General features: G+C 48.6%; 15 protein-coding genes. 11 read left to right on the top strand and 4 right to left on the bottom strand.

What is annotated here, in order from left to right; translation table 11 throughout:
• Nucleotides 1–73 precede the first annotated feature (73 nt).
• Entirely contained in the window at nt 74–2,053 is a 1,980-nt protein-coding gene (locus tag NST23_RS18120; protein ID WP_340964198.1) for an AraC family transcriptional regulator, read from the bottom strand.
• 134 nt (nt 2,054–2,187) lie between these two features.
• On the opposite strand from NST23_RS18120, the gene NST23_RS18115 reads away from it, so the two are divergent.
• The 6 genes from NST23_RS18115 to NST23_RS18090 all read left to right on the top strand — a co-directional run bounded on the left by NST23_RS18115 (nt 2,188) and on the right by NST23_RS18090 (nt 9,044).
• Entirely contained in the window at nt 2,188–2,313 is a 126-nt protein-coding gene (locus NST23_RS18115; RefSeq protein WP_255679100.1) for a hypothetical protein, read from the top strand.
• An 11-nt stretch (nt 2,314–2,324) separates the two neighbouring features.
• Nucleotides 2,325–2,465 (top strand): hypothetical protein, encoded by a 141-nt coding sequence (locus tag NST23_RS18110; protein WP_340964195.1) that lies wholly within the window; start codon nt 2,325–2,327, stop codon nt 2,463–2,465.
• A gap of 787 nt (nt 2,466–3,252) precedes the next feature.
• Nucleotides 3,253–5,334: an ATP-dependent nuclease gene (locus NST23_RS18105; protein ID WP_173596996.1), complete on the top strand. Its 2,082-nt coding sequence runs from the start codon at nt 3,253–3,255 to the stop codon at nt 5,332–5,334.
• Nucleotides 5,327–7,069, top strand: a complete 1,743-nt coding sequence (locus tag NST23_RS18100) for a UvrD-helicase domain-containing protein (RefSeq protein ID WP_173596997.1) — start codon at nt 5,327–5,329, stop codon at nt 7,067–7,069. The genes NST23_RS18105 and NST23_RS18100 overlap by 8 nt, the downstream gene beginning before the upstream one ends.
• 563 nt (nt 7,070–7,632) lie before the next feature.
• Nucleotides 7,633–8,169 (top strand): pyridoxamine 5'-phosphate oxidase family protein, encoded by a 537-nt coding sequence (locus NST23_RS18095; protein ID WP_122964922.1) that lies wholly within the window; start codon nt 7,633–7,635, stop codon nt 8,167–8,169.
• Between the two features lie 131 nt (nt 8,170–8,300).
• Entirely contained in the window at nt 8,301–9,044 is a 744-nt protein-coding gene (locus tag NST23_RS18090) for a YggS family pyridoxal phosphate-dependent enzyme (protein WP_122965465.1), read from the top strand.
• Nucleotides 9,045–9,069: 25 nt separating this feature from the next.
• Here NST23_RS18090 and pdxR read toward each other — a convergent pair whose 3' ends face one another.
• Nucleotides 9,070–10,500, bottom strand: coding sequence for a MocR-like pyridoxine biosynthesis transcription factor PdxR (gene pdxR / locus NST23_RS18085; protein ID WP_340964192.1), 1,431 nt, complete (start codon nt 10,498–10,500; stop codon nt 9,070–9,072).
• 283 nt (nt 10,501–10,783) lie between these two features.
• Here pdxR and NST23_RS18080 point away from each other — a divergent pair, with 283 nt between their 5' ends.
• From NST23_RS18080 to NST23_RS18070, 3 genes are all read left to right on the top strand, one after another.
• Nucleotides 10,784–12,367: an AraC family transcriptional regulator gene (locus tag NST23_RS18080; protein ID WP_340964190.1), complete on the top strand. Its 1,584-nt coding sequence runs from the start codon at nt 10,784–10,786 to the stop codon at nt 12,365–12,367.
• Nucleotides 12,368–12,510: 143 nt separating this feature from the next.
• Nucleotides 12,511–13,512, top strand: a complete 1,002-nt coding sequence (locus NST23_RS18075) for an ABC transporter substrate-binding protein (RefSeq protein WP_242775170.1) — start codon at nt 12,511–12,513, stop codon at nt 13,510–13,512.
• A 400-nt stretch (nt 13,513–13,912) separates the two neighbouring features.
• Nucleotides 13,913–14,860 (top strand): ABC transporter substrate-binding protein, encoded by a 948-nt coding sequence (locus tag NST23_RS18070; RefSeq protein WP_340964188.1) that lies wholly within the window; start codon nt 13,913–13,915, stop codon nt 14,858–14,860.
• Nucleotides 14,861–14,950: 90 nt separating this feature from the next.
• Here NST23_RS18070 and NST23_RS18065 read toward each other — a convergent pair whose 3' ends face one another.
• Entirely contained in the window at nt 14,951–16,324 is a 1,374-nt protein-coding gene (locus NST23_RS18065) for an MFS transporter (protein ID WP_340964185.1), read from the bottom strand.
• A 117-nt stretch (nt 16,325–16,441) separates the two neighbouring features.
• Between NST23_RS18065 and NST23_RS18060 the strand changes: the two genes are divergently transcribed.
• Entirely contained in the window at nt 16,442–17,371 is a 930-nt protein-coding gene (locus NST23_RS18060) for a LysR family transcriptional regulator (protein ID WP_173597003.1), read from the top strand.
• Complete coding sequence (locus NST23_RS18055; protein ID WP_255679099.1) at nt 17,371–17,502, top strand: hypothetical protein; 132 nt, start codon at nt 17,371–17,373, stop codon at nt 17,500–17,502. Before NST23_RS18060 ends, NST23_RS18055 begins: the two co-directional genes overlap by 1 nt.
• Nucleotides 17,503–17,575: 73 nt before the next feature.
• Here NST23_RS18055 and NST23_RS18050 read toward each other — a convergent pair whose 3' ends face one another.
• On the bottom strand, nt 17,576–18,958 hold the full coding sequence (locus NST23_RS18050) for an MFS transporter (protein WP_340964183.1): 1,383 nt from the start codon (nt 18,956–18,958) through the stop codon (nt 17,576–17,578).
• Nucleotides 18,959–18,979 lie beyond the last annotated feature (21 nt).

The raw sequence follows: 18,979 nt of genomic DNA, 5'->3' as shown, positions 1-18,979 counted from the left end.
TTCACCTCTTTTCGTGTTCTGAACAAGAAAAAAACCGGCGTCAGCTTCAAGCCGACGCCAGCCAGCGTTTATGTTACTTCACTTCGAAATAAGCGGCCAGCTCATCGAGCAGCAAGTTCGCCGCCTTGTAGCCGCCTGCCGAGTTCCAGATCGCCTCGTCTACCTGGATCACCTTGTTCGCTTTGGCAACGTTCAAGTTTTTGAACAGCGGGTCGTTTTTCCATTCCTCCACAACCTTCGCCGCATCGTTTTTCCCGGCTTGCTCCGACACGAAGTAAAACATGACATCTCCGTCCATGCTCGGGATCGTTTCCTTCGTCATCACTTCGATAAACGAATCTTTGTCCTGAGCGGGCGGGCGAGCGATGCCGAGTTGATCGAGCAGCACCCCGGAGAATGTCTGCTTCTGGTAAATCCGCACCTGCGACGCGGAGAAGCGGACGACCGACACTTTTGTTGCCGCTTTGCTGCCCAGCTTCGCCTTCACGTCGGCAACGCGCTTGTTGAAGTCCGCCATCGCTTTTTCGCCTTCGTCCTTCTTGTTGATCGCTTCCATGTACAGCTTGAAATTGATTTGCCAGTCGCCAGCCAGGTCAGCCGCGAATATGGTCGGCGCAATCTGGTTCAACTGCTCGTATATTTTCTCCTGCCGGACTTTGTTTCCGATAATGAGATCCGGCTTCAAGCTTGCGATCATCTCGATATTCGGCTGCAACTCGTCGCCGACGACCGTGACGTCTTGCATCTCGTCCTTGATATGGTTGTACCACGGCGAGCCGACCCACGATTGGACGGCGCCGATCGGCTTCACGCCTACAGCAAGCAGCGCTTCCGTACCTTCGTTTGTCAAAATGACGACTCTCTTCGGCGTGCCGTTCACTGTCGTTTCGCCCATTGCGTGCTTGATGACGCGGGGCGCTTCTTTATCCGACGAAGTCTGGGACGCCGGGGCTGTCGCCTCTGTATTTTGCTGTTGTCCTGCCGTCCCGCTGGCCCCCGTACCCGGATTTGTCGTACCTCCGGAGCATGCGCTTAGCAGCAAAGCGAAGCAAAAGAGCAGTGTAACGGCTAAAGATGTTCTGGTCCTTCTGCGCATCGATAAATGTCCCTCTCTCTCATGTTGATAACGATTATCAATTACATGAACACTATACCGTTGAAGCTCTCGCGCAACAATGGGAGATGTGGACAGGAAGGATGGATTTTTTAGACGTTGCTCCTGTTTCAGCGCCTTTTCTTTAAAAGCGGTCGGCGAAACGCCCTCGTTTTTTTTGAACTGGCGGCTGAAATAGTAGCTGTCCGGGTAACCGACGCTTTCGGCAATTTCTTTAAGCGTGCAATCTGTCCCAAGTAGCAGTTCTTTCGCTTTCGTCATGCGAAGCTGGATTAAGTAATCGATCGGGCTCGTCTCGTAGCGTCGCTTGAACCAGCGCAAAAATTGGCGCGGATTGCAGTCGAGCATCTCCACAAGCGATTCGAGCGTAATCGGCCGGGCGTAATGCTGGTTCATGAACAGCACCGCCTGGGTGACCGGGTCCGGCTTGATCGGCTCGATTCCTTGCTGGTCGAGCTGTCGCATGACTTCGTAGACGAATTGATAAAATAACGACTTCACATGCAATTTGTCGATAAGACCAGCTGCGATCCATTCCTTCGCCATTCGCTCGGCGATATCGAGCAAAAAAACCGGATATTGCGGCGCAAATCCGTACTGCATGCGAAACGGATCGTCCAGCTCCGCTTGCCGCATCAATTCTTTGCGGCTAGGAAGGGAGGCCGATGCCTTGTACAAAATCATGTAATATTCGAATGATTGCTTGGCGGCAATATCGAGGCAAACGCCCTTGCCCCCGTGAAAAAGATGAAACCGCTGCGCATCGTACGGCACTCCGTCGAGCCTTACTTGCGCGCTTCCGCGGGTCGCATACAAAAAAGCGTTGGCTGGCAGCCGATAGGCGAGCAGCTCTTCGCCGCTTTCCATGCTTCTATGCCGTATATCCATCACTTTGACGGAAGCCTGATTCCATAGCAACAGATGATCGTCCAGTTTCATTCGTTTCGCCTAGCCCCTTCCAACTCCAAGCTCAAGTCCATAATGCTCGTTGCTACTCATTATATTTGATAATAATTCTCAATTACAACGACTATTCTTATAAAAGGAGAAAAAAGATAGGGACCGTCAATGAAATGTCTACGTTGGAAGAGCGGATGACTTTGTTCGGGGAAGTATTCGGAATGCCTGAGCAAGCGAAGGAATTTATCGCACAGTATGAGACAAAACGCGAGGAATCATCTATGAAGATCTGGGGATGAAAGCTCCGGCCATGGTTGAAAAAGAGTTTTTCAACCGAGAGAATCCAAAATCGGAAGGCTACTATTCGCCGATTTCGCTGGAAGTGATTGGGGAATGCTTGTACGATACTTTTGTAAACGCACTGTTGGAACTGCCGGTTGCTCGGAAGTAATTTTTGCCTGTCTTTTGGAAAATAAATCCTGATTGTCAGATAGAAGAAAAAGCAAGCAGTGCCCGCTGTTTTGTTTGTAACCGCGGCTTGGCAGAGAGGGGGACAATCGCCTTTATCGTGTCAAGCCGCTTTTGGTGTTAGATGAGCGTTATCGTCCTTTGCTAGATGATAAGTCGCCTGGCTATCCTGGCTTGTTAGTGAGGCGATTTAGCGCAGCAGCCTTTTACGCTATCAAACAGGAGATCGAACTCCTGCCAAAAATAAAAATGTAGAGTTTGGCAACCGTTTTGATACATGGAATTTTATTGGGTTTTACATGGAGAGGTGAGCATAATAAAACGCTATAGTTGTGCCATTTGGGTATAAAGTCTGATTGGGAAGTGAGAAATAAGACATTTGATCAAGTTATTTTTATAACTGGATGTGCAGGTATTTTCTGGGTTTCGTCTAAATATGAAATGGTATAGAAGTTTGATTGAAAGGGAGATGTACTCTAGATAGGGACCTTTCAAGTGGGTCTAAAGTCCTTTTGGTGGAATGAAACTCTTTGAGGCGATTTCGGTGAAAGGAAAGGATAATCTAGAACAATACTTAAGAAATATTTAAATTGCTACTACCACATTAAACAAATACAAGTTGGAATCCTCTGTTAGTGGTGATGGTGCACATTGCACTGCAGGGGGAACAGAGAGCGCCGCCAGATCACTTTGTAAAAGATGCTTATATAAGTTGAATAGTATTTCGGATATTGCGGGCAACTAAATGAACGGAAGGGGCTGTTAATGCCATGCATATAGAAAAAATTCATATTAAGAATTTTCGGCTGCTTGAAGATATTGAAATTTCTCTTGATGAGAAGGCGACAGTCATAGTTGGTCGTAATAATAGTGGTAAGACATCATTTGCTGAACTTTTTCGTAGAATATCAACCGAAAGTTCGCCGAATTTTAAATTAGAAGACTTTACAATGAGCAAGCATATTCAGTTTTGGGAAGCGTATAACATTTTACAGCAGAATCATAAAGATGAGGAGCGCGCTCGAAAGACACTTCCTAGTATCGAAATGGAAATTAGTGTTGATTATAAGAATGATTCGAGCTATGGCGTGCTTAGCGATTTTATTATTGATTTAAACCCTAATTGTACTGTGGCGCATATAAAGATGTGTTATCAGCTAGAAGAAGGAAAGATGACTGCCTTTTTTGATGATATTAGGATTGACTCCACACTTTCGGAATCAGAACAGAAACGAATTTTTTTCAGAGTTATAAAAGAAAGAGTGCCTCGATTTTACAAAATGTTTCTTATGGCAGTAGATCCTAATGACGTTACCAATCAAAAAAAGTTGGATTGGAAAAAGATACAGGATTTAGTACGAGGTAGTTTTGTTAATGCACAAAGAGAATTAGGAGATATGACGAACAAAGAAAAGGATGTACTTGGTAAAATTCTTGAAGGACTTTTTAACTCGGCAAAGTCAGAATCGGCAAGTTTAGATGACCGAAAAGTGACTGAAAACATAAATATAACAATTCAAAAAATTCAAGGAGAACTTGACATTGATTTTAATAATCAACTAAAGAATTTACTACCTGCAATTTCGTTGTTCGGTTATCCTGGATTGCGTGATCCTAACTTGATCACTGAAACGCTTCTTAATATAGATACATTATTGAAGAACTATACTAAGATACGTTATTCAGGTCTCAATGGTGTACACTTGCCCGAATCTTATAATGGTCTTGGCGCTAGAAATTTAATCTTTATTTTGTTGAGAATGCTGGAATTTTACAAAGAGTTTATTGCAAAAAAACCAAGACCAATGGTACATCTGATATTTATTGAAGAGCCAGAAGCGCATCTTCATCCGCAAATGCAAGAAGTGTTCATTTCAAAACTCAACGAATTATCCTCGATTTTTTCTAAGCAATACAATAATGGGGAACCATGGCCTGTGCAGTTTGTAGTCACGACCCATTCGTCTCACATGGCGAATAAAGCAGAATTCTCGTCCATGCGCTATTTTATGACGACAAATAACCATAATACAAGCGATTTTTATACTACGAAAGTTAAGGATTTTAAAGCAGGTGTAGCAGGCACTTTAGGTAATGAAGTAGCATTCTTACAACAATATATGACCTTGACACGATGCGATTTACTGTTTGCAGATAAGGCAATTTTGATAGAAGGTTCTACGGAAAGATTGCTTCTTCCAAAAATGATCGAGAAACTAGATAAAGATAACGGAGAGATTAATCTTGGTAGTCAATATATAACTGTAATGGAAGTAGGAGGAGCCTACGCACATAACTTTTTTAAATTATTGGACTTCCTAGAGCTTAAAACCTTAATCATTACTGATTTAGACACAGTTGATAGCACCCAAAATAATAGTGCTTGCAAAGTATCGGCAGGGAACAGGACAAGCAATGCTTGCATAAAGACATGGTTTCAGGCACCTGAAATAACACCAAACGAACTTATTAAGAAAACCGTCAAAGAAAAAATTAGCGGGGTTTACAGAATTGCATATCAAGTACCGGAATTTGAACAAGACGATATGCCTTGTGGGCGTAGTTTCGAGGAAGCATTTATTCTGGCTAATTTACAGTTATTTGGAATCAATGAAACCCACGTAGATCAAGCTGAAAATCAAGCATGGGATATCGCTCGAAAGGTGAAAAAGGTACAGTTTGCATTAGAATATGCTTTAGAGAAGACAGAATGGAACATTCCAAGATATATAAAGGAAGGTTTATTATGGCTAGGGGCTAACAAAATTGACGATACGGATGTACCCTCGAATATTCCTATTCCATTCAATATGGCTGAAGTTGCTGTTGCAAAGGAGGAATCTCATGATTGAGGTTGGTAATAAAAATCCAGCAGAAGAAGCTGCAGAAAGAGCTATTGCAGAAATTTATAGATGTTTGGATCAGAATAAGTCATTTTTACTTGAGGCAGGTGCTGGTGCAGGTAAAACGTACTCTTTAATTCAAGCTCTTAAATATATAGTTAATAAGCAAGGAAACGTTTTACTCCAAAGAAGTCAGCAAATTGCATGTATTACATATACGAATGTTGCATGCGATGAAATTAAAAATAGAGTGGATGGACATCCAGCAGTTTTAGCATCGACGATTCATGCATTTTGTTGGTCTTTGATTAAGGATTTTCAGTCACAACTATGGCATGAACTTTGTAATTTACCAAAATGGATTGAACGCTTTGAGAACGATAGCGTGAGAAATCCTAGAAAAATTGAGTACGATTTTGGTTATCCACAAGTAGAAAGTGAAAAAATTTCACTAGGGCACAATGATGTCATTTTACTTACAGCATTATTAATGAAAAACAATAAGTTTAGAAATATACTAAGTTCGCGATACCCTATACTATTTATCGATGAGTACCAAGACACAAATAAAGATTTTACAGAGGCTATCCTTAATCATTTCGTAGACAATAAAGAGTCGAGATGTTTAATCGGATTTTACGGTGATGGTTGGCAAAAAATTTATAGCGATGGATGTGGTGCAATTAAGAATGAGAACTTGCACTATATATATAAACAAGCTAATTTTCGTTCCGAAAAAGCTATCGTTAATGTATTGAACCTTGTGAGACCAGATTTAAAACAAGCTGTGAAAGATCCTCAATCAAATGGTGCAGTGAGGGTATTTCACACTAATGAGTGGTCGGGTGAAAGATTGACTAAGAGGCCATGGAAAGGCGATTTGCCTGCAGACATTGCTCACGAAAAGCTTGAGATGACAAGAGACATCTTAATGAAAGAAGGATGGGGGTTCGAACCTGAAAAAACTAAAATACTTATGCTGACTAACAATCTTTTGGCCAATGAACAAGGGTATTCTGGTATTGCGAAGGTATTTCAAGGAAGAAATGATGATTATGTAAGGCAGGAAGACCCACACATTGATTTTTTTGTGAATACTCTAGAACCGTTATGTTCTGCTTTTGAGAGTAAGCAGTATGGAACAATGTTTGAAGTACTCGATAGACGTACACCAAATATAACCTCACTTAGTGATAAAACAAAATGGGTTAATGACATGGAGACTCTGATTCAATTACGGCTCAATGGGACAATTGGCGAAGTATTAGCTTATATTACAAATGTTAAACGACCACGTTTATCAGGGAAGGTGGAGGAGAGAGAACAAAAATATAATGAATATAAATTAAATAGCTCAAATGAGCAGAATGAGTCAATGGAACGTCTTGGAATGTTAAGGAGCATACCTTACCGTGAAGTCATTGCTTTAACTCATTACATTAAGGAAAAGACCCCGTTTTCAACAAAGCATGGAGTAAAAGGGGCTGAATTTGAGAATGTACTTGTAGTTATTGGGCGTGGATGGGATCTATATAATTTCAACCAGTTTCTTGAACTTTCAAAGGCTCCAGAAACTATACCTAACAATAAAGTGGATTTTTATGAGAGGAATAGAAATCTATTCTATGTTGCCATTTCTCGACCAATGAAACGACTGGCAATACTGTTCACACAAGAACTTTCTGAGGACGCATTATCTGTTCTGACTAATTGGATGGAGCAGAAAAATATTCACGCAATCTAAAGAATCAACAAACTAGATTCATTGCAGTTGTCACAACACCAGCACGTCCATCATCTCGGCTATGTATCGTGTATTGCCTCTTACAATTAAATTAATAGAGAGCAGGTTCAGTTCGTATAAATTCTCACAAATAGCTCAATTCGCTTGGATTATTGTCTCTTTTTGAATAATTGTCTAGGTCTCGAAATGAATAAAAAAGATCATAAACCTTGATTTTACAAGAATTTTAACGGAGGCAAATTTAAATGAGTCCCGCTCATGTTATGATGGTGTAGAACGTTCAGATTCTAGTAGTGGTAACATTGTGGAGATTCAAGTCCAGTGATGAACAAGCTCTTGGGTTTCCTTATAAGGAAACTCAGGAGTTTTTTGTTTTTTTATGTGTTTGGTATAAACACATTTTTCATATTTCCATTATATAAATCTAATTGATTTAGTGAATTAATGATCAATGTGTATTATGGATTGCTCAAACTCAACGCATATGGACGTTTCTCTTCACTCCAATACTTGCTAAACTTGCCTACATCATACATCAATTCAATTCATGAGGAGTGAAGAAAATGGATGGAGTGCGTTACAAGGTAAGAGAAGTGTTGGACAAGAGCAAGATTGAGGCATTTTTGCAGCAAGCGCGAATCGGGCATCTTGGCATGGTCGACGGACAGTTGCCGTATGTGGTTCCGCTCAATTTTGTTTGGACAAATGGGAAGCTTTACTTCCATGGAGCCACTGGCGGGAGACGCAATCAGGTGATGAGCGCGAATGCGGAGGTCTGTTTTACGGTTTGCGAGGAATACGGAACGATTACCGATCCGGTGCCAGCCAAGACGGACACAGCGTATATGAGTGTCATCGTTTTTGGCAAGGCAGAACCCGTCGCCGATCTGGATGAAGCGACACACATGCTGCAAGAAATGATTCATAAATACGTGCCTGGTTACTATAAACGGCCGTTGCCCAAGCAGCATGTAGACAAATACCGTTCAGCCGTATTCGGTGGCCCGGTGCAGGTGTATCGAATTGATCCACAGCACATCACCGCCAAAGAAAATCCAATAGAGGAAGAAAAAATGTTCAAACCGGGACTAACGGTGTGACTGGTATGAAAATCCAGCGATTTGTCGTTCAATTGATCGCGGCAATCTCGGAAAAGTAGGAGACAGAGGCTACTCTGCCCGGCGTGGGGGAACGCCTCATCCGAATCTTCATCAGAAAGAAGGCAGGGAAGATGGAAAATCTCGTTGCGGAGAATCTGCAAACCGTACGGCAGCAGATGAAAACGGCTTGCCAAGCCTCGGGGCGCAAGCTTGAGGACGTGAAGCTGTTGTTGGCGACCAAAACCGTCCCGCTGGAAAAATTGCAATTAGCCATGCAGGCGGGGGAAACGCTGTTTGGGGAAAACAAAGCGCAGGAGCTGCGCGGCAAATTTCCGCTTATGGAGCAGTACAAGCAGGTGGAATGGCATTTTATCGGGCATTTGCAGACGAATAAAGTGAAGGACGTCGTCAAATATGTGACGCTCATTCATTCTGTGGACCGTTTGAAACTGGGGCAAGCTTTGCACCAGCAGCTCCTTAAAGAGAACAAGACGATGAACATACTGGTGCAAATCAACACGTCCTACGAAGAAAGCAAATTTGGTGCGCCGCCGGAAGCAGCACTGGAACTGGTCGAGCAATTGGCGCAGTTTGAAACGCTAAACATAAAAGGCTTAATGACCATCGGAAAGCTGAATGCGACAAACGACGAGACCCGCCACTGTTTCCGACTATTAAAAAGGATTCAGACAGAGATCAGGGAGAAAAAGCTGCCGCGAGTCGAAATGGACATCCTGTCGATGGGAATGTCCGGCGATTTCACGGTAGCGATTGAAGAAGGGGCTACGATCATTCGCGTAGGAACGAAAGTGTTCGGCCAACGTTACTTGCCGGACAGTTATTACTGGAATGAACATGCGCGTCAGGACGACTAGGGGAAAACAGGCGGGGATGCTTGCGTCATAAAAGCATCCCCGCTAGACGTTTTATGCCTGCTGCAATGGCTCGTTCGTCTACTTTGGCAAAACCGAGGACAAAACCTTTCCGGTCGCTTTCCAAACAATAGTTGCTGAGCGGATAAACCCGGATTCCTTGTTCGAGCGCCAGGTTCGTCGCGGCTTCTTCGGCAAACGATTGCTCGGCTTCAAGAAGCATGTGCAAGCCCGTTTCCACGCCGCTCAGTGTGAACTGTTCGCCAAGCCCCGTCGAGAGAATCGCTTTTGTCATAGCCTCGTGCCTGCGCCGATACACATTGCGAACTCGCCGCATATGGCGCATGAAATGACCGTGTTCGATAAAATGAGCAAGCGTCAATTGCTCCATGATCGGAAGATGGCGGTAGGTTAATTCCTGAACGCGAGCGAGCTGGCGAATGGCCGCTTTGGGACCAACGATGGCCGACAGGCGAATGCCGGGAGCGACCATTTTGGAAAAACTCATCATGTACAGCGTGTTTTGAGGTCGTTGACTGAACAAAGTTGGAAGCGGATCACCGCGATAGCGAAATTCACTGTCGTAATCATCTTCGACAATCCAGAACCGCCGCTCGGCAGCCATGCGCAACAATTGTTGCCTGCGAGGTTCCGACAAAATGACGCCAACCGCACACTGGTGCGACGGCGTAACAAACACAAGCTTGGACGCAGGGGGAACATGGTCGACGCAAAGTCCGTACTCGTCAACCGGAACGGGAACAACTTGCATACGCCGATACTTCATCGCCATCCAGGCAGCAGGGAAGCCGGGATCTTCTACCGAAACCGTCTCTCCTTCTTGCAAAAGCGCTTGCGCGATCAAATCGAGACTGTGCTGTGCGCCAGAGGTTAACAGGATTTGGTCGCTATCCACATGAACGCCCCGTTCGAGCGACAAATAGCGTTGAATTTGCTCCCGCAGCGGCAAAAATCCATAAGGATCGCCGTAAGCCCAACTGTCCAGGCTTGTTTCTGTGGTAGCCTGCAAAAAGGATTGCCGCCAATTTCTTTGAAAATGCTCATCCAAATACGGCTCGTGGGGAGTGAAATCGATCGCTATTTTTGGATTGTCTTTAGCGCCGAACCAACTGTGCAACTGGCCGACCGCATCGTTTAATAAAGGCAACTCGGGCGGAAAAAGCTCCGGGGGCGAAGCCTCCTCTGCCGGACGAGCTGCATAAATCCATTCGCTCACTCTCGTTCCGCCGCGGCGAGAGGTTACCGTGTAACCCCGGCTGTACAGCTCCTCGTAAACGATCTGTATGGTTGAACGGGAAACGCCAATCAATGGAGCAAGCTCGCGGGACGGGAGCAGCAGCTCGCCTGGCGGCCATTTTCCGGTTGTAATGTTATGAATCGCCTGATCCAAAAGTTGCTGCCAGATGGGCCGGGCGTCATCGCGGTTTACTTTTAGCATTTGTTCACCTTCGCGTGTTTGTACTGTTAATATGGATTGCACGAGATGCTGGTTTATTGTTGAAAAGTGTCAATCCAATAATTGGTATACTAGCACGACAATCTTTGCTTTGGCAACACGGCAAGGCTATAGAAGAAACATAGCCGACTTTCCCCAACAGGAAGATCGGCTTTTTACAGTTGGAGCCTCAAGCTGCTCCTGCTGGCGTACGTCTTGTGCCGCTCGGGAGTTGTGGTATAACTAGAAAAGAAGAACTGGCAGCGAAAGAGGTGACATTCCTTTTATGGAAGCAACCCTTCACGTTTGGAAAGAAGGCGGCATCATGCAGTGGGAAAGCACGCAGCCGTCCATCGAGATTACGTGCTTTGCGCCTACGATCCTCACTCCCATGACGGGCCGGATTCGCGTGAACGATGGCAAGAAAACGCTAAAGCTGGAGTCGATGAGGATGCTGTTTTTGCGTCCGGGCGACTCGGTCACGTTGGTCCGGGACGGGGCGGAACTTCCGGCTGTCTGCCGCATTTGCTTCGAAAGCTATCGGTTGGCCCAGCACGATGACGACGCCATTATGTACCGCAATGATCGCAGCGGTTTGCCTGCGAGCGGCTGGATCACCAACAAACTGCCGTATCGGGCAACTGTGCTCGTGAACGAACTCGTGCGTTTGCAGGCCAATCCGTCTGGGCATACGGCAAAAGCGGAGCGGCACCACCACCTTTTCAAAGAGCTGATGCAGCTCGTTTTGCACTATGAGACGACACCTGAGCTGGATTGGGAGCCTTCCATCCACAGGGCGATCACGTATATCGACGAGAACTACCGAAGCCCGATTACCCGTTCCGAACTGGCGCGTCTGGCCGGGTTTCATACGAGCTATTTTTCCACGATGTTTGCCAAAAAGCTGGGGTGGGGCTATTCCGAATATTTGAATCGCGTACGGATTGACCGGGCTAAAGAGCACTTGCTGGCGTCGACCATGACGATCAACGAGATTGCCCTTGAGGTCGGCTACAGCAACGGCGAATATTTGAGCCGAAAATTCAAGCAGCTGACAGGCATGTCTCCCGGCGAGTTTCGCAGTCGTCCGGCCCCGAAAAAAATCGCGGCCTTTCAATTCGCAGGGGCCTTGCTGGCGCTCGGTGTCACGCCTGTAGCCACAGAAGCCGAATTGGTGCGCGGCTCGCTCCTGTTGCAGGAGGAATTGCGCGATGTTCCGATCATAAAGGGAGCGTACGATGACGAACAGCTCGGCAAGCTGAAGCCGGATCTCATTTTGGCGCCTACATACTTTTACCATACGCCTGGCCGGATGAAGCAATTGGAGAAGATCGCGCCTGTCCTCGCTCTGGAATGGGCCAAGCTGGACCCTCTGGCGGAAATGCAGCTGATCGGCAAGCTGATTGGCAGAGAATCGGAAGCACAGCAATGGCTGACAAAATATCAGGCACAAGTTGACGAAGCGAGACAAAGTCTGCGCGCATTGATTGACAGAGGGGAGACGGCAGCCGTCTATGAATGGCGTAGCGACGGCATCTTCATTTGGGACAAAACAGCCCGCGGAGCGTTTAACTTGTACGAAGCTCTTGGCATCCGCCCGCCTGATACTGTGCGCCGCGATGTACTCGTGCCAGGAAAGCATCTTTGGATAACGGAAGACAGGCTGCCCGACTACATGGCAGACCATATGTTTGTGATCGATGCCCGCGACGACCAGAGTGACGAGGGAGAGCATGTATTGGCGAGCATGCATGGAAAGGGACGGGTGTACCGTTTGTCCTTGAACGAATTTTGGAGCAGCGGCGGCCTGGCATTGGAGCGGCAACTGCGCATCCAGACGAATTGCCTGATCGCTGGTGAGTCGGAGTGAACATTTATCCATAAAAAGCGGCAACATTATGAAATAGACGGCCTGTGGAAAAGCTTGCTATGATGAGTACGGATTTTAATGATAATGATTATCGTTATTGCTTTGATCTTTTCTCATTATGAAGCAAGAAGGAGCTGTGCAGGATGAACAGAACAAGCGAGCGAGTATCCCGGCCGCTGATGAAATTGGCCATGTGGCTGCTGGTCATGACGGTGTTGCTGGCTGCATGCGGCGGTACCGCAGGAACAAATCCGCAACCGGAGGGGCAAAAAGACACGGCTGCTGCGTCTGACGAACAGAGCAAGCCAGCCACCCGAAAAATACAGACCGTCAACGGAGAAATCGAAATTCCCGCTGAGCCGAAGCGGATTGTCGCCCAAGGATATTTGGCTACGTTCCTGGCGCTTGGCGTCAAGCCTGTCGGAGCGCCGTTTTGGGATATCGATTCGCCGCACATCAAATCACAGACGGCTGGCATCGAGGATATCGGAACGATTGACGCCGGCAGCGTCGAGAAAATTTTGTCGCTCAATCCCGATCTGATCGTTACGTTGAGCGATGATCCCAAGCTGTATGAGCAGTTGAGCAAAATCGCGCCGACGATCGTCTTCGTCCATACGACCTTCAAAGACTCACGCGATCAAATTCGGACGTTTGGCGAGATTTTGGGCAAGGAAAAAGAAGCCGAGGCGTGGATTGCCTCCTTCAACGACACCGTTGCCAAAGCCAAACAAAGAATCAAGGGAGTCGTCGACGAAAATGCGACCGTGGCGATCATGGGCGGGTTTGAAAAGCAGCTGGTCGTTTACGGGCAAGGTCTGTGGCGAGGAGCGGAAGCGATGTACAGGCACCTCGGACTGAAACGGCCGCCACAGGTGCAAAAATTCGTCGATGAGGGCAAGGAGAACATGACGATTTCGCTGGAGCAGGTCAAAGAGTTTTCGGGCGACTACCTGTTTGTCGAGTCTGGCAAGCAGGCGGGACTTGACCCGGAGAGTCCGATCTGGAATACGCTGGACGTCGTCAAAAAAGGGCATGTCTACCAGATGGACACCGATTATTTTTGGCCGTACGACCCGATTGCTGTCCAAGCGCAAATCAATCTGATTGCCGATATGCTCGTGGAGGGCAAGCACAAATTATAAGCGCAACCCGTATTCACACAACCGCATCATAGCTCGCCAATCGGCTCGTGCCTTTTTCCAAAAGGACGGGCCGATTTGGCTATTCCGAAGTGTTTGCTCCCTGATGAGTGCCGCTGTTTCCGGAAGGGCGATCCGCGTCTGTCGCGCCAGAACAGCGGCGTTTTTGGAGAATTGTGCATGTTCCTTTAGGTTTCTGTGTATTTCCAATTGCGAGCGCCCTTGCTACACTAATTGTCGAGAATGATTATCAATTGGACTCGTCATGAAAGTGCTGCTGCTTTGAGGAAGACAAGGCGGGCAGCCATGGCAAAAGAAAGGGATGATCGGCAGCAGGGGAGCAAACGGAAAGCGCAAGGCCAGGTTTTCAATACAGGAATGAAACGATGCTGGAGGAACCGACATGAATAGATGGACAGGAATCATTTTTTCGCTAGTTTTGCTGATGGGAGTGCTGGCTGGCTGCGCTGGAGGGGGAACGGAGCAGACGCCTTCCGCGAGTTCTTCGTCAAAAGGCGAATGGCCAAGGACGATTACCGACGGTGCGGGTCATCAAGTGACGATCAAGGAGCAGCCGAAGCGCATTGCTGTGCTGCATCCTCTGTTCCTTGACTACTTTTTCGCATTGGACGTGCCGCCGATTGCCTCGGGCAGTGCAGAGAGTGCGTTGAAAGAATACGCGACCTTGCAGCCGTATGTGGGCAAGGCGGAGATTATCGATCTGGGCAGCGGCAAAGATTTGAACATGGAAGCGATCATTGCGGCAAAGCCTGACCTGATTGTCAGCTTCAAAGGCCATGGCGATGCCCAGTACGACGATCTGTCGAAAATCGCGCCCTTCATTCAAATTGACTACAGTGACAAATGGGAAAACGCCACCATGCTGTGCGCACAGGCGATCGGAAAAGAACAATTGGGCGAACAGCTCGTCAAAGATACGAAAGAGAAGATCGCCAAAACAAAAGAGCAGCTGGGCGATCTGAAAACAAAAACGTTTGCCTTGCTGCGGGTGAGCAGCAAAAACGGTTTTACCGCCCAAGGGACGAAAAATACGGTTTACTACAACGAGACAGAAGGATTTGGCCTGAAAAAGCCAGATCAGTACCCGGAAGAGGGGGGCGAGCTTTCCCTGGAAGCCCTTGCGGAAATGAATCCCGACTACATCATCATTCAGCACAAGCTTGACGCTGCCCAAGCAGCCATCCAGGACAAGCAAGGATCGGCTGTATGGAACTCGTTGAAGGCAGTCAAAAACAACCAAGTTTTACTGTTTGATAACTCGTTGAATACAGGCAGCGTGCTGGCGATCCGCCTGGCTGCCGACAACTTTTCCAAGCTGGCGGGGAAATAGGCGAAACAGCCACCGGAAAAGAAAGCCTTGCAAGCGAGATGGAATGAGAAGTGGACCGAAGCAGCTTTGTTTCGGTCCGTTTTCGCATGTTTATGATTCCCCTGGTTGTCCCAAGCTTTTGCGTCGCCCGTTGATGAACAAGAGAGACAAGGCGAGCAGGAAGAGGACGGCTGCAAAAAGCACAACCCCTTTTGCCTGAAGAATGAGGCCGACCAGTAGCGAGGCGAGGATCGTCCCGGCGTAGCGGGCTGTCATGAACAATCCGGTGGCGACGCCAATGATCTCTTTTGGCGTGGAGCGGAACAAGGCGGCCTGCATGCCTACGCTGTTCAGCCCGTTGCTTACGCCAAACGCTGCCAATGCCACACAGACGCTGATCACCGGGGAGGCAGGATTCAACATCGCGAGCCAGACAGCGCCGAAGAGCATCAAGACAGCAGAGACGAGCAAAGCAGGGCGGGGTCCAGACTTGTCGATCCAGCGTCCGGCTAATGGCGACGCGATCAACGACCCCAAGCCAAGGCTTAACATCAAGAGTCCGGTATGCAGCTCGGAGACGTGACGAACGGTTTGCAAATAAACCGGCAGGCCGAAAAATATCGCGTAAAACACGACGTTGACGAGGACAAATTCGCTATGAACCCATGTCATGGCACGGTATTTGGCGAATGCGCGCAAAGGCAGAAACGGTGACGATACCCGCAGCTCGTGACGAATGAAGACCGCCAAGATCACCAGGCCGATTCCGCCGAGAATGACGTTGCCATAAGCGAGAGGCCCGGCCGACTTCGCCTGGAAAAAGCCGATGAGCAAGGCGACGAGCCCCGCTGTGAACAAGGCAATTCCCGGAATGTCCAACAGCGCAATCCATTGGCGCAAGGAGAGCTGCCGGGATACGGACGTGGACGGCTCGTCGCGCGGAATCATTTTCCACACGAGCAAAAAACTCGCCAAAGCGAACGGAAGGTTGACGAAGAAGATAGAAGGCCAATCCCACCAATGAATGAGCACTCCGCCAATAAAAGGGCCGATGGCAGCCGCCGTGGACTGGAACAAGGATAACACGCCAAGCGCCGTCCCTTGCTTTTCCGTAACATGATGCCGCACGATGGCGATTCCGACTGCCACGACCATGCTCGTGCCAATCGACTGCCCGATGCGACAAACAAGAAGCCAGCCAAACGTGGCGGAGAAGGGGGCAAGCAACGAAGCGATCCCGGCGATGACCAGCCCGACGAGAAAAATGCGTTTTCGCCCAAACATATCGCTGGCCTTGCCCATCACGGGCTGCGCGATTGCGCTCGTTATGTAGAACGAAAACAGAATCCAGGAAACGGTAGCAAAGTCCAAAGCATACACTTGTTGCAGTCTGGCAATGGCAACGGCGATCATCGATGAATTTAGCGGATTCAGCAAGATGCCCAGTCCGACGGCGACCATCAGCCACTTTTGACGAATCTCCATGTTTGTTCCTCCCATACGTTATTGCTGTCATCGTACGGGAAACCCTTCATTTATTCCAACGCATTTGATGCTATACTTTCATTGATTAAAAGGAATGAATGGAAGGGGGATGGCGGCATGGAACTTTTGCAGTTGCAATATTTTCTCACGGTAGCCAGGCTGGAGCATGTGACCGAGGCTGCCCGAAGCCTGCATGTGACGCAATCGTCATTAAGCAAAACGATTCAGCGGCTGGAAGAGGACTTGGGGGCTCCACTATTCGATAGAGTGGGCAGAAGGCTGCGTTTAAACGAGCACGGCAGCCGATTTTTACTCCGGGCTGAGCGGGCTTTGCTGGAACTGGAAGAAGGCAAACGGGAAATTCGCGATTGGACCCAGGCTGAGTACGGAACACTCAAGTTGGCGGTAACCAATGCGAGCACGCTGCCCGGGATTTTGAGTGAATTTCGGAAACAATGGCCGATGATTCACTTTCACGTCCAAATGGTGACTACGCAAGAGATGCTGGCGGCGCTCAGGCGCGGGGAGGCGGACTTTTGCCTGTCGTCTTTTCCGGTACAGGACGACGAAATCCAATGCCAGACATTGTTTCTCGATCCGATTCTCGTCGCTGTGCCCAAAAACCACCGACTGGCTGGACGGCGAAGTGTCGCTTTGGCTGAGCTGCAAGGCGAGTGGTTTGTCGGAGTCAAACGGGGGTATGCCACACGCGACTTGGTGGATGCGGTTTGCCACGAAGCCGGATTTGAGCCTGCCTATGTGTACGAGGGCGATGAACCTGCGAGGCTCGTCACTTTCGTGGAAGCAGGGATCGGCATTGCTTTTATTCCGTGCACAGGGAGGAGCCTGCACGAACAAGTCCACTATTTGCGAATCGAGGATCAGCGGCTGGCACGAGAGATTACGTTGCTATGGCACAAAAGTCGGTATATTTCCCGTGCTGCGCAACATTTTCGCCGCGTCGTGGAAGCGTATTTCGCCGATGTGACCGGAAATGCCGTGCTGTCTTTTTGCCAAGCCGATTCTCCGCCGGACTGCTCTTGCTGATGCCAGTCCAGGTCAAGCAAGCCGAAGCCATGCTGCCAGCCCGAGTGGAGCATGGCTTCGGCTTTTGGAACTTGGACGATGCATTCACCGGCGTCTTGACACTGGAGCAGTTTCCCGCCATGTGGACATGAAAAACCCCGTTTCCTTGCGAACGGCAAGCTTTTGCCAGACGCAGGAAAGCGGGGATTTTTTTGTGGAAAAAGGCTAGGCAGATGTCTGTTTGCTTGGTTGACTTTGCCTGGTTCGCGCATTCGCCACCAAACTGAGCAAAATCAGCGCGAGGTTAAAGGCCATGGCGATTGTAACTCCTGCGGCCATGGACATTCCGGCGGTTTGGCTCATGGCGACTACGGCTCCGCCGATCCCGACCGCCACGCCGGGGGTAAAGGAGTCCGCGAATTGCAGGTTGCCAGATACTTGACCAGCTTCCCCTTCCCTGACCAGAGTGAAGGCGACTGTTCCGCTTACGGTATGCGCCAATCCGATGCCGATCCCGATGATGACTTCCCCGATCACCGCCATCGCAATCGTCAGGGATGGCACCCACAGCATGACGCCGATCCCGACAAGCATCAGCAAAATCCCGAGCGTGATTCGCTTCGAGCGTCCGCGACCTTGATCGGCTGCGTCCCAGCGAGCCTGCAAAATCGCCACGATGCACCAGCTGAACGCCGCGCTTGCCACGATCAGCCCCGCTTTGTCCGGAGCAAGCCCTTTCGTTTTTGTCAAAGCGAGCACGAGAAAATTTTGCGTGCAGACATAGGCGGCGAAAAAGAGTCCGCGGGAAGCGAGCAGAGCCGACAAGCCAGTTTGAAAAGTAAAGGTTCCTGAGGGCAGCAGCTTGCGGAGAGGTTGAACCATCAAAGCGAGGCCCACGATGATGAGCGCGACTCCCCATGCTTGCGGCAGCATGCCAAGTCCGCTCAAAAACAGCCCGGTTCCGACCGCGAGCAGCACAGACAGGCCGACCACGCCGGATTCGTCTTTCGCTGGAGCAGCGGGGATCGTCAGCTTGCGAAAGGCAGGCAGCGTGAGAAGCACGGCAAGAAGCATGAAAGGCAGCACGCCCCAAAAGACGAATCGCCACGAAAAGTGTTCGGCAATCAATCCCGCTACATAGGGCCCGAGCATGGAAGGGAGCACGTAAGCAGTGCCTAGTGAACCCAATATTTTGGCGCGAAGTTCATCGGGATAACTCAGCGAGATGGCCGTGTACATGCAAGTGTACATGGCTCCCGCACCGAAGCCTTGCAAGACGCGCGAACCGATCATGACGTACATGTTGGAAGCGATGGCGGCTGCGACGAGTCCGAGCGCGAACAAAGCGACAGCGATGGTGAAAAGCAGGGCAGGCCCTTTTCGGTCAATCTGACGGCCGACCACGAGCGTACCGACAATTTGCGCCAGCAAATAAGCGCTGAATATCCAGCCGAACAAATGAATCCCTTGCAAATCGCCAGCAATGACCGGAGCGACTGTTGTGACGGCCAATCCTTCGAAACCGATCGCCATCGCTGACAAAATGATCCCAATCGATAAAGCAAGATAACGCGGGCCAAAAATGCTTTGTGCAGACAAGCTGGTCACCTTCCTTCGCGGATTGTAAAC

This window comes from Brevibacillus sp. FSL K6-0770, from assembly GCF_038000275.1.
Lineage (GTDB): Bacteria > Bacillota > Bacilli > Brevibacillales > Brevibacillaceae > Brevibacillus > Brevibacillus parabrevis.
Note: the sequence above shows the minus strand (reverse complement) of the source record. Positions and strands in the feature narration are given on the sequence as shown.

Excerpts from the sequence above, each read along its gene's own strand:
- NST23_RS18110 (WP_340964195.1), top strand. The coding sequence starts at position 2,325 with ATGGTTGAAAAAGAGTTTTTCAACCGAGAGAATCCAAAATCGGAAGGC.
- NST23_RS18105 (WP_173596996.1), top strand. The coding sequence starts at position 3,253 with ATGCATATAGAAAAAATTCATATTAAGAATTTTCGGCTGCTTGAAGAT.
- NST23_RS18120 (WP_340964198.1), bottom strand. The coding sequence starts at position 2,053 with ATGAAACTGGACGATCATCTGTTGCTATGGAATCAGGCTTCCGTCAAA.
- NST23_RS18090 (WP_122965465.1), top strand. The coding sequence starts at position 8,301 with ATGGAAAATCTCGTTGCGGAGAATCTGCAAACCGTACGGCAGCAGATG.
- NST23_RS18060 (WP_173597003.1), top strand. The coding sequence starts at position 16,442 with ATGGAACTTTTGCAGTTGCAATATTTTCTCACGGTAGCCAGGCTGGAG.
- NST23_RS18065 (WP_340964185.1), bottom strand. The coding sequence starts at position 16,324 with ATGGAGATTCGTCAAAAGTGGCTGATGGTCGCCGTCGGACTGGGCATC.
- NST23_RS18100 (WP_173596997.1), top strand. The coding sequence starts at position 5,327 with ATGATTGAGGTTGGTAATAAAAATCCAGCAGAAGAAGCTGCAGAAAGA.
- NST23_RS18055 (WP_255679099.1), top strand. The coding sequence starts at position 17,371 with ATGCCAGTCCAGGTCAAGCAAGCCGAAGCCATGCTGCCAGCCCGAGTG.
- NST23_RS18095 (WP_122964922.1), top strand. The coding sequence starts at position 7,633 with ATGGATGGAGTGCGTTACAAGGTAAGAGAAGTGTTGGACAAGAGCAAG.
- NST23_RS18115 (WP_255679100.1), top strand. The coding sequence starts at position 2,188 with ATGTCTACGTTGGAAGAGCGGATGACTTTGTTCGGGGAAGTATTCGGA.
- NST23_RS18070 (WP_340964188.1), top strand. The coding sequence starts at position 13,913 with ATGAATAGATGGACAGGAATCATTTTTTCGCTAGTTTTGCTGATGGGA.
- pdxR (WP_340964192.1), bottom strand. The coding sequence starts at position 10,500 with ATGCTAAAAGTAAACCGCGATGACGCCCGGCCCATCTGGCAGCAACTT.
- NST23_RS18075 (WP_242775170.1), top strand. The coding sequence starts at position 12,511 with ATGAACAGAACAAGCGAGCGAGTATCCCGGCCGCTGATGAAATTGGCC.
- NST23_RS18080 (WP_340964190.1), top strand. The coding sequence starts at position 10,784 with ATGGAAGCAACCCTTCACGTTTGGAAAGAAGGCGGCATCATGCAGTGG.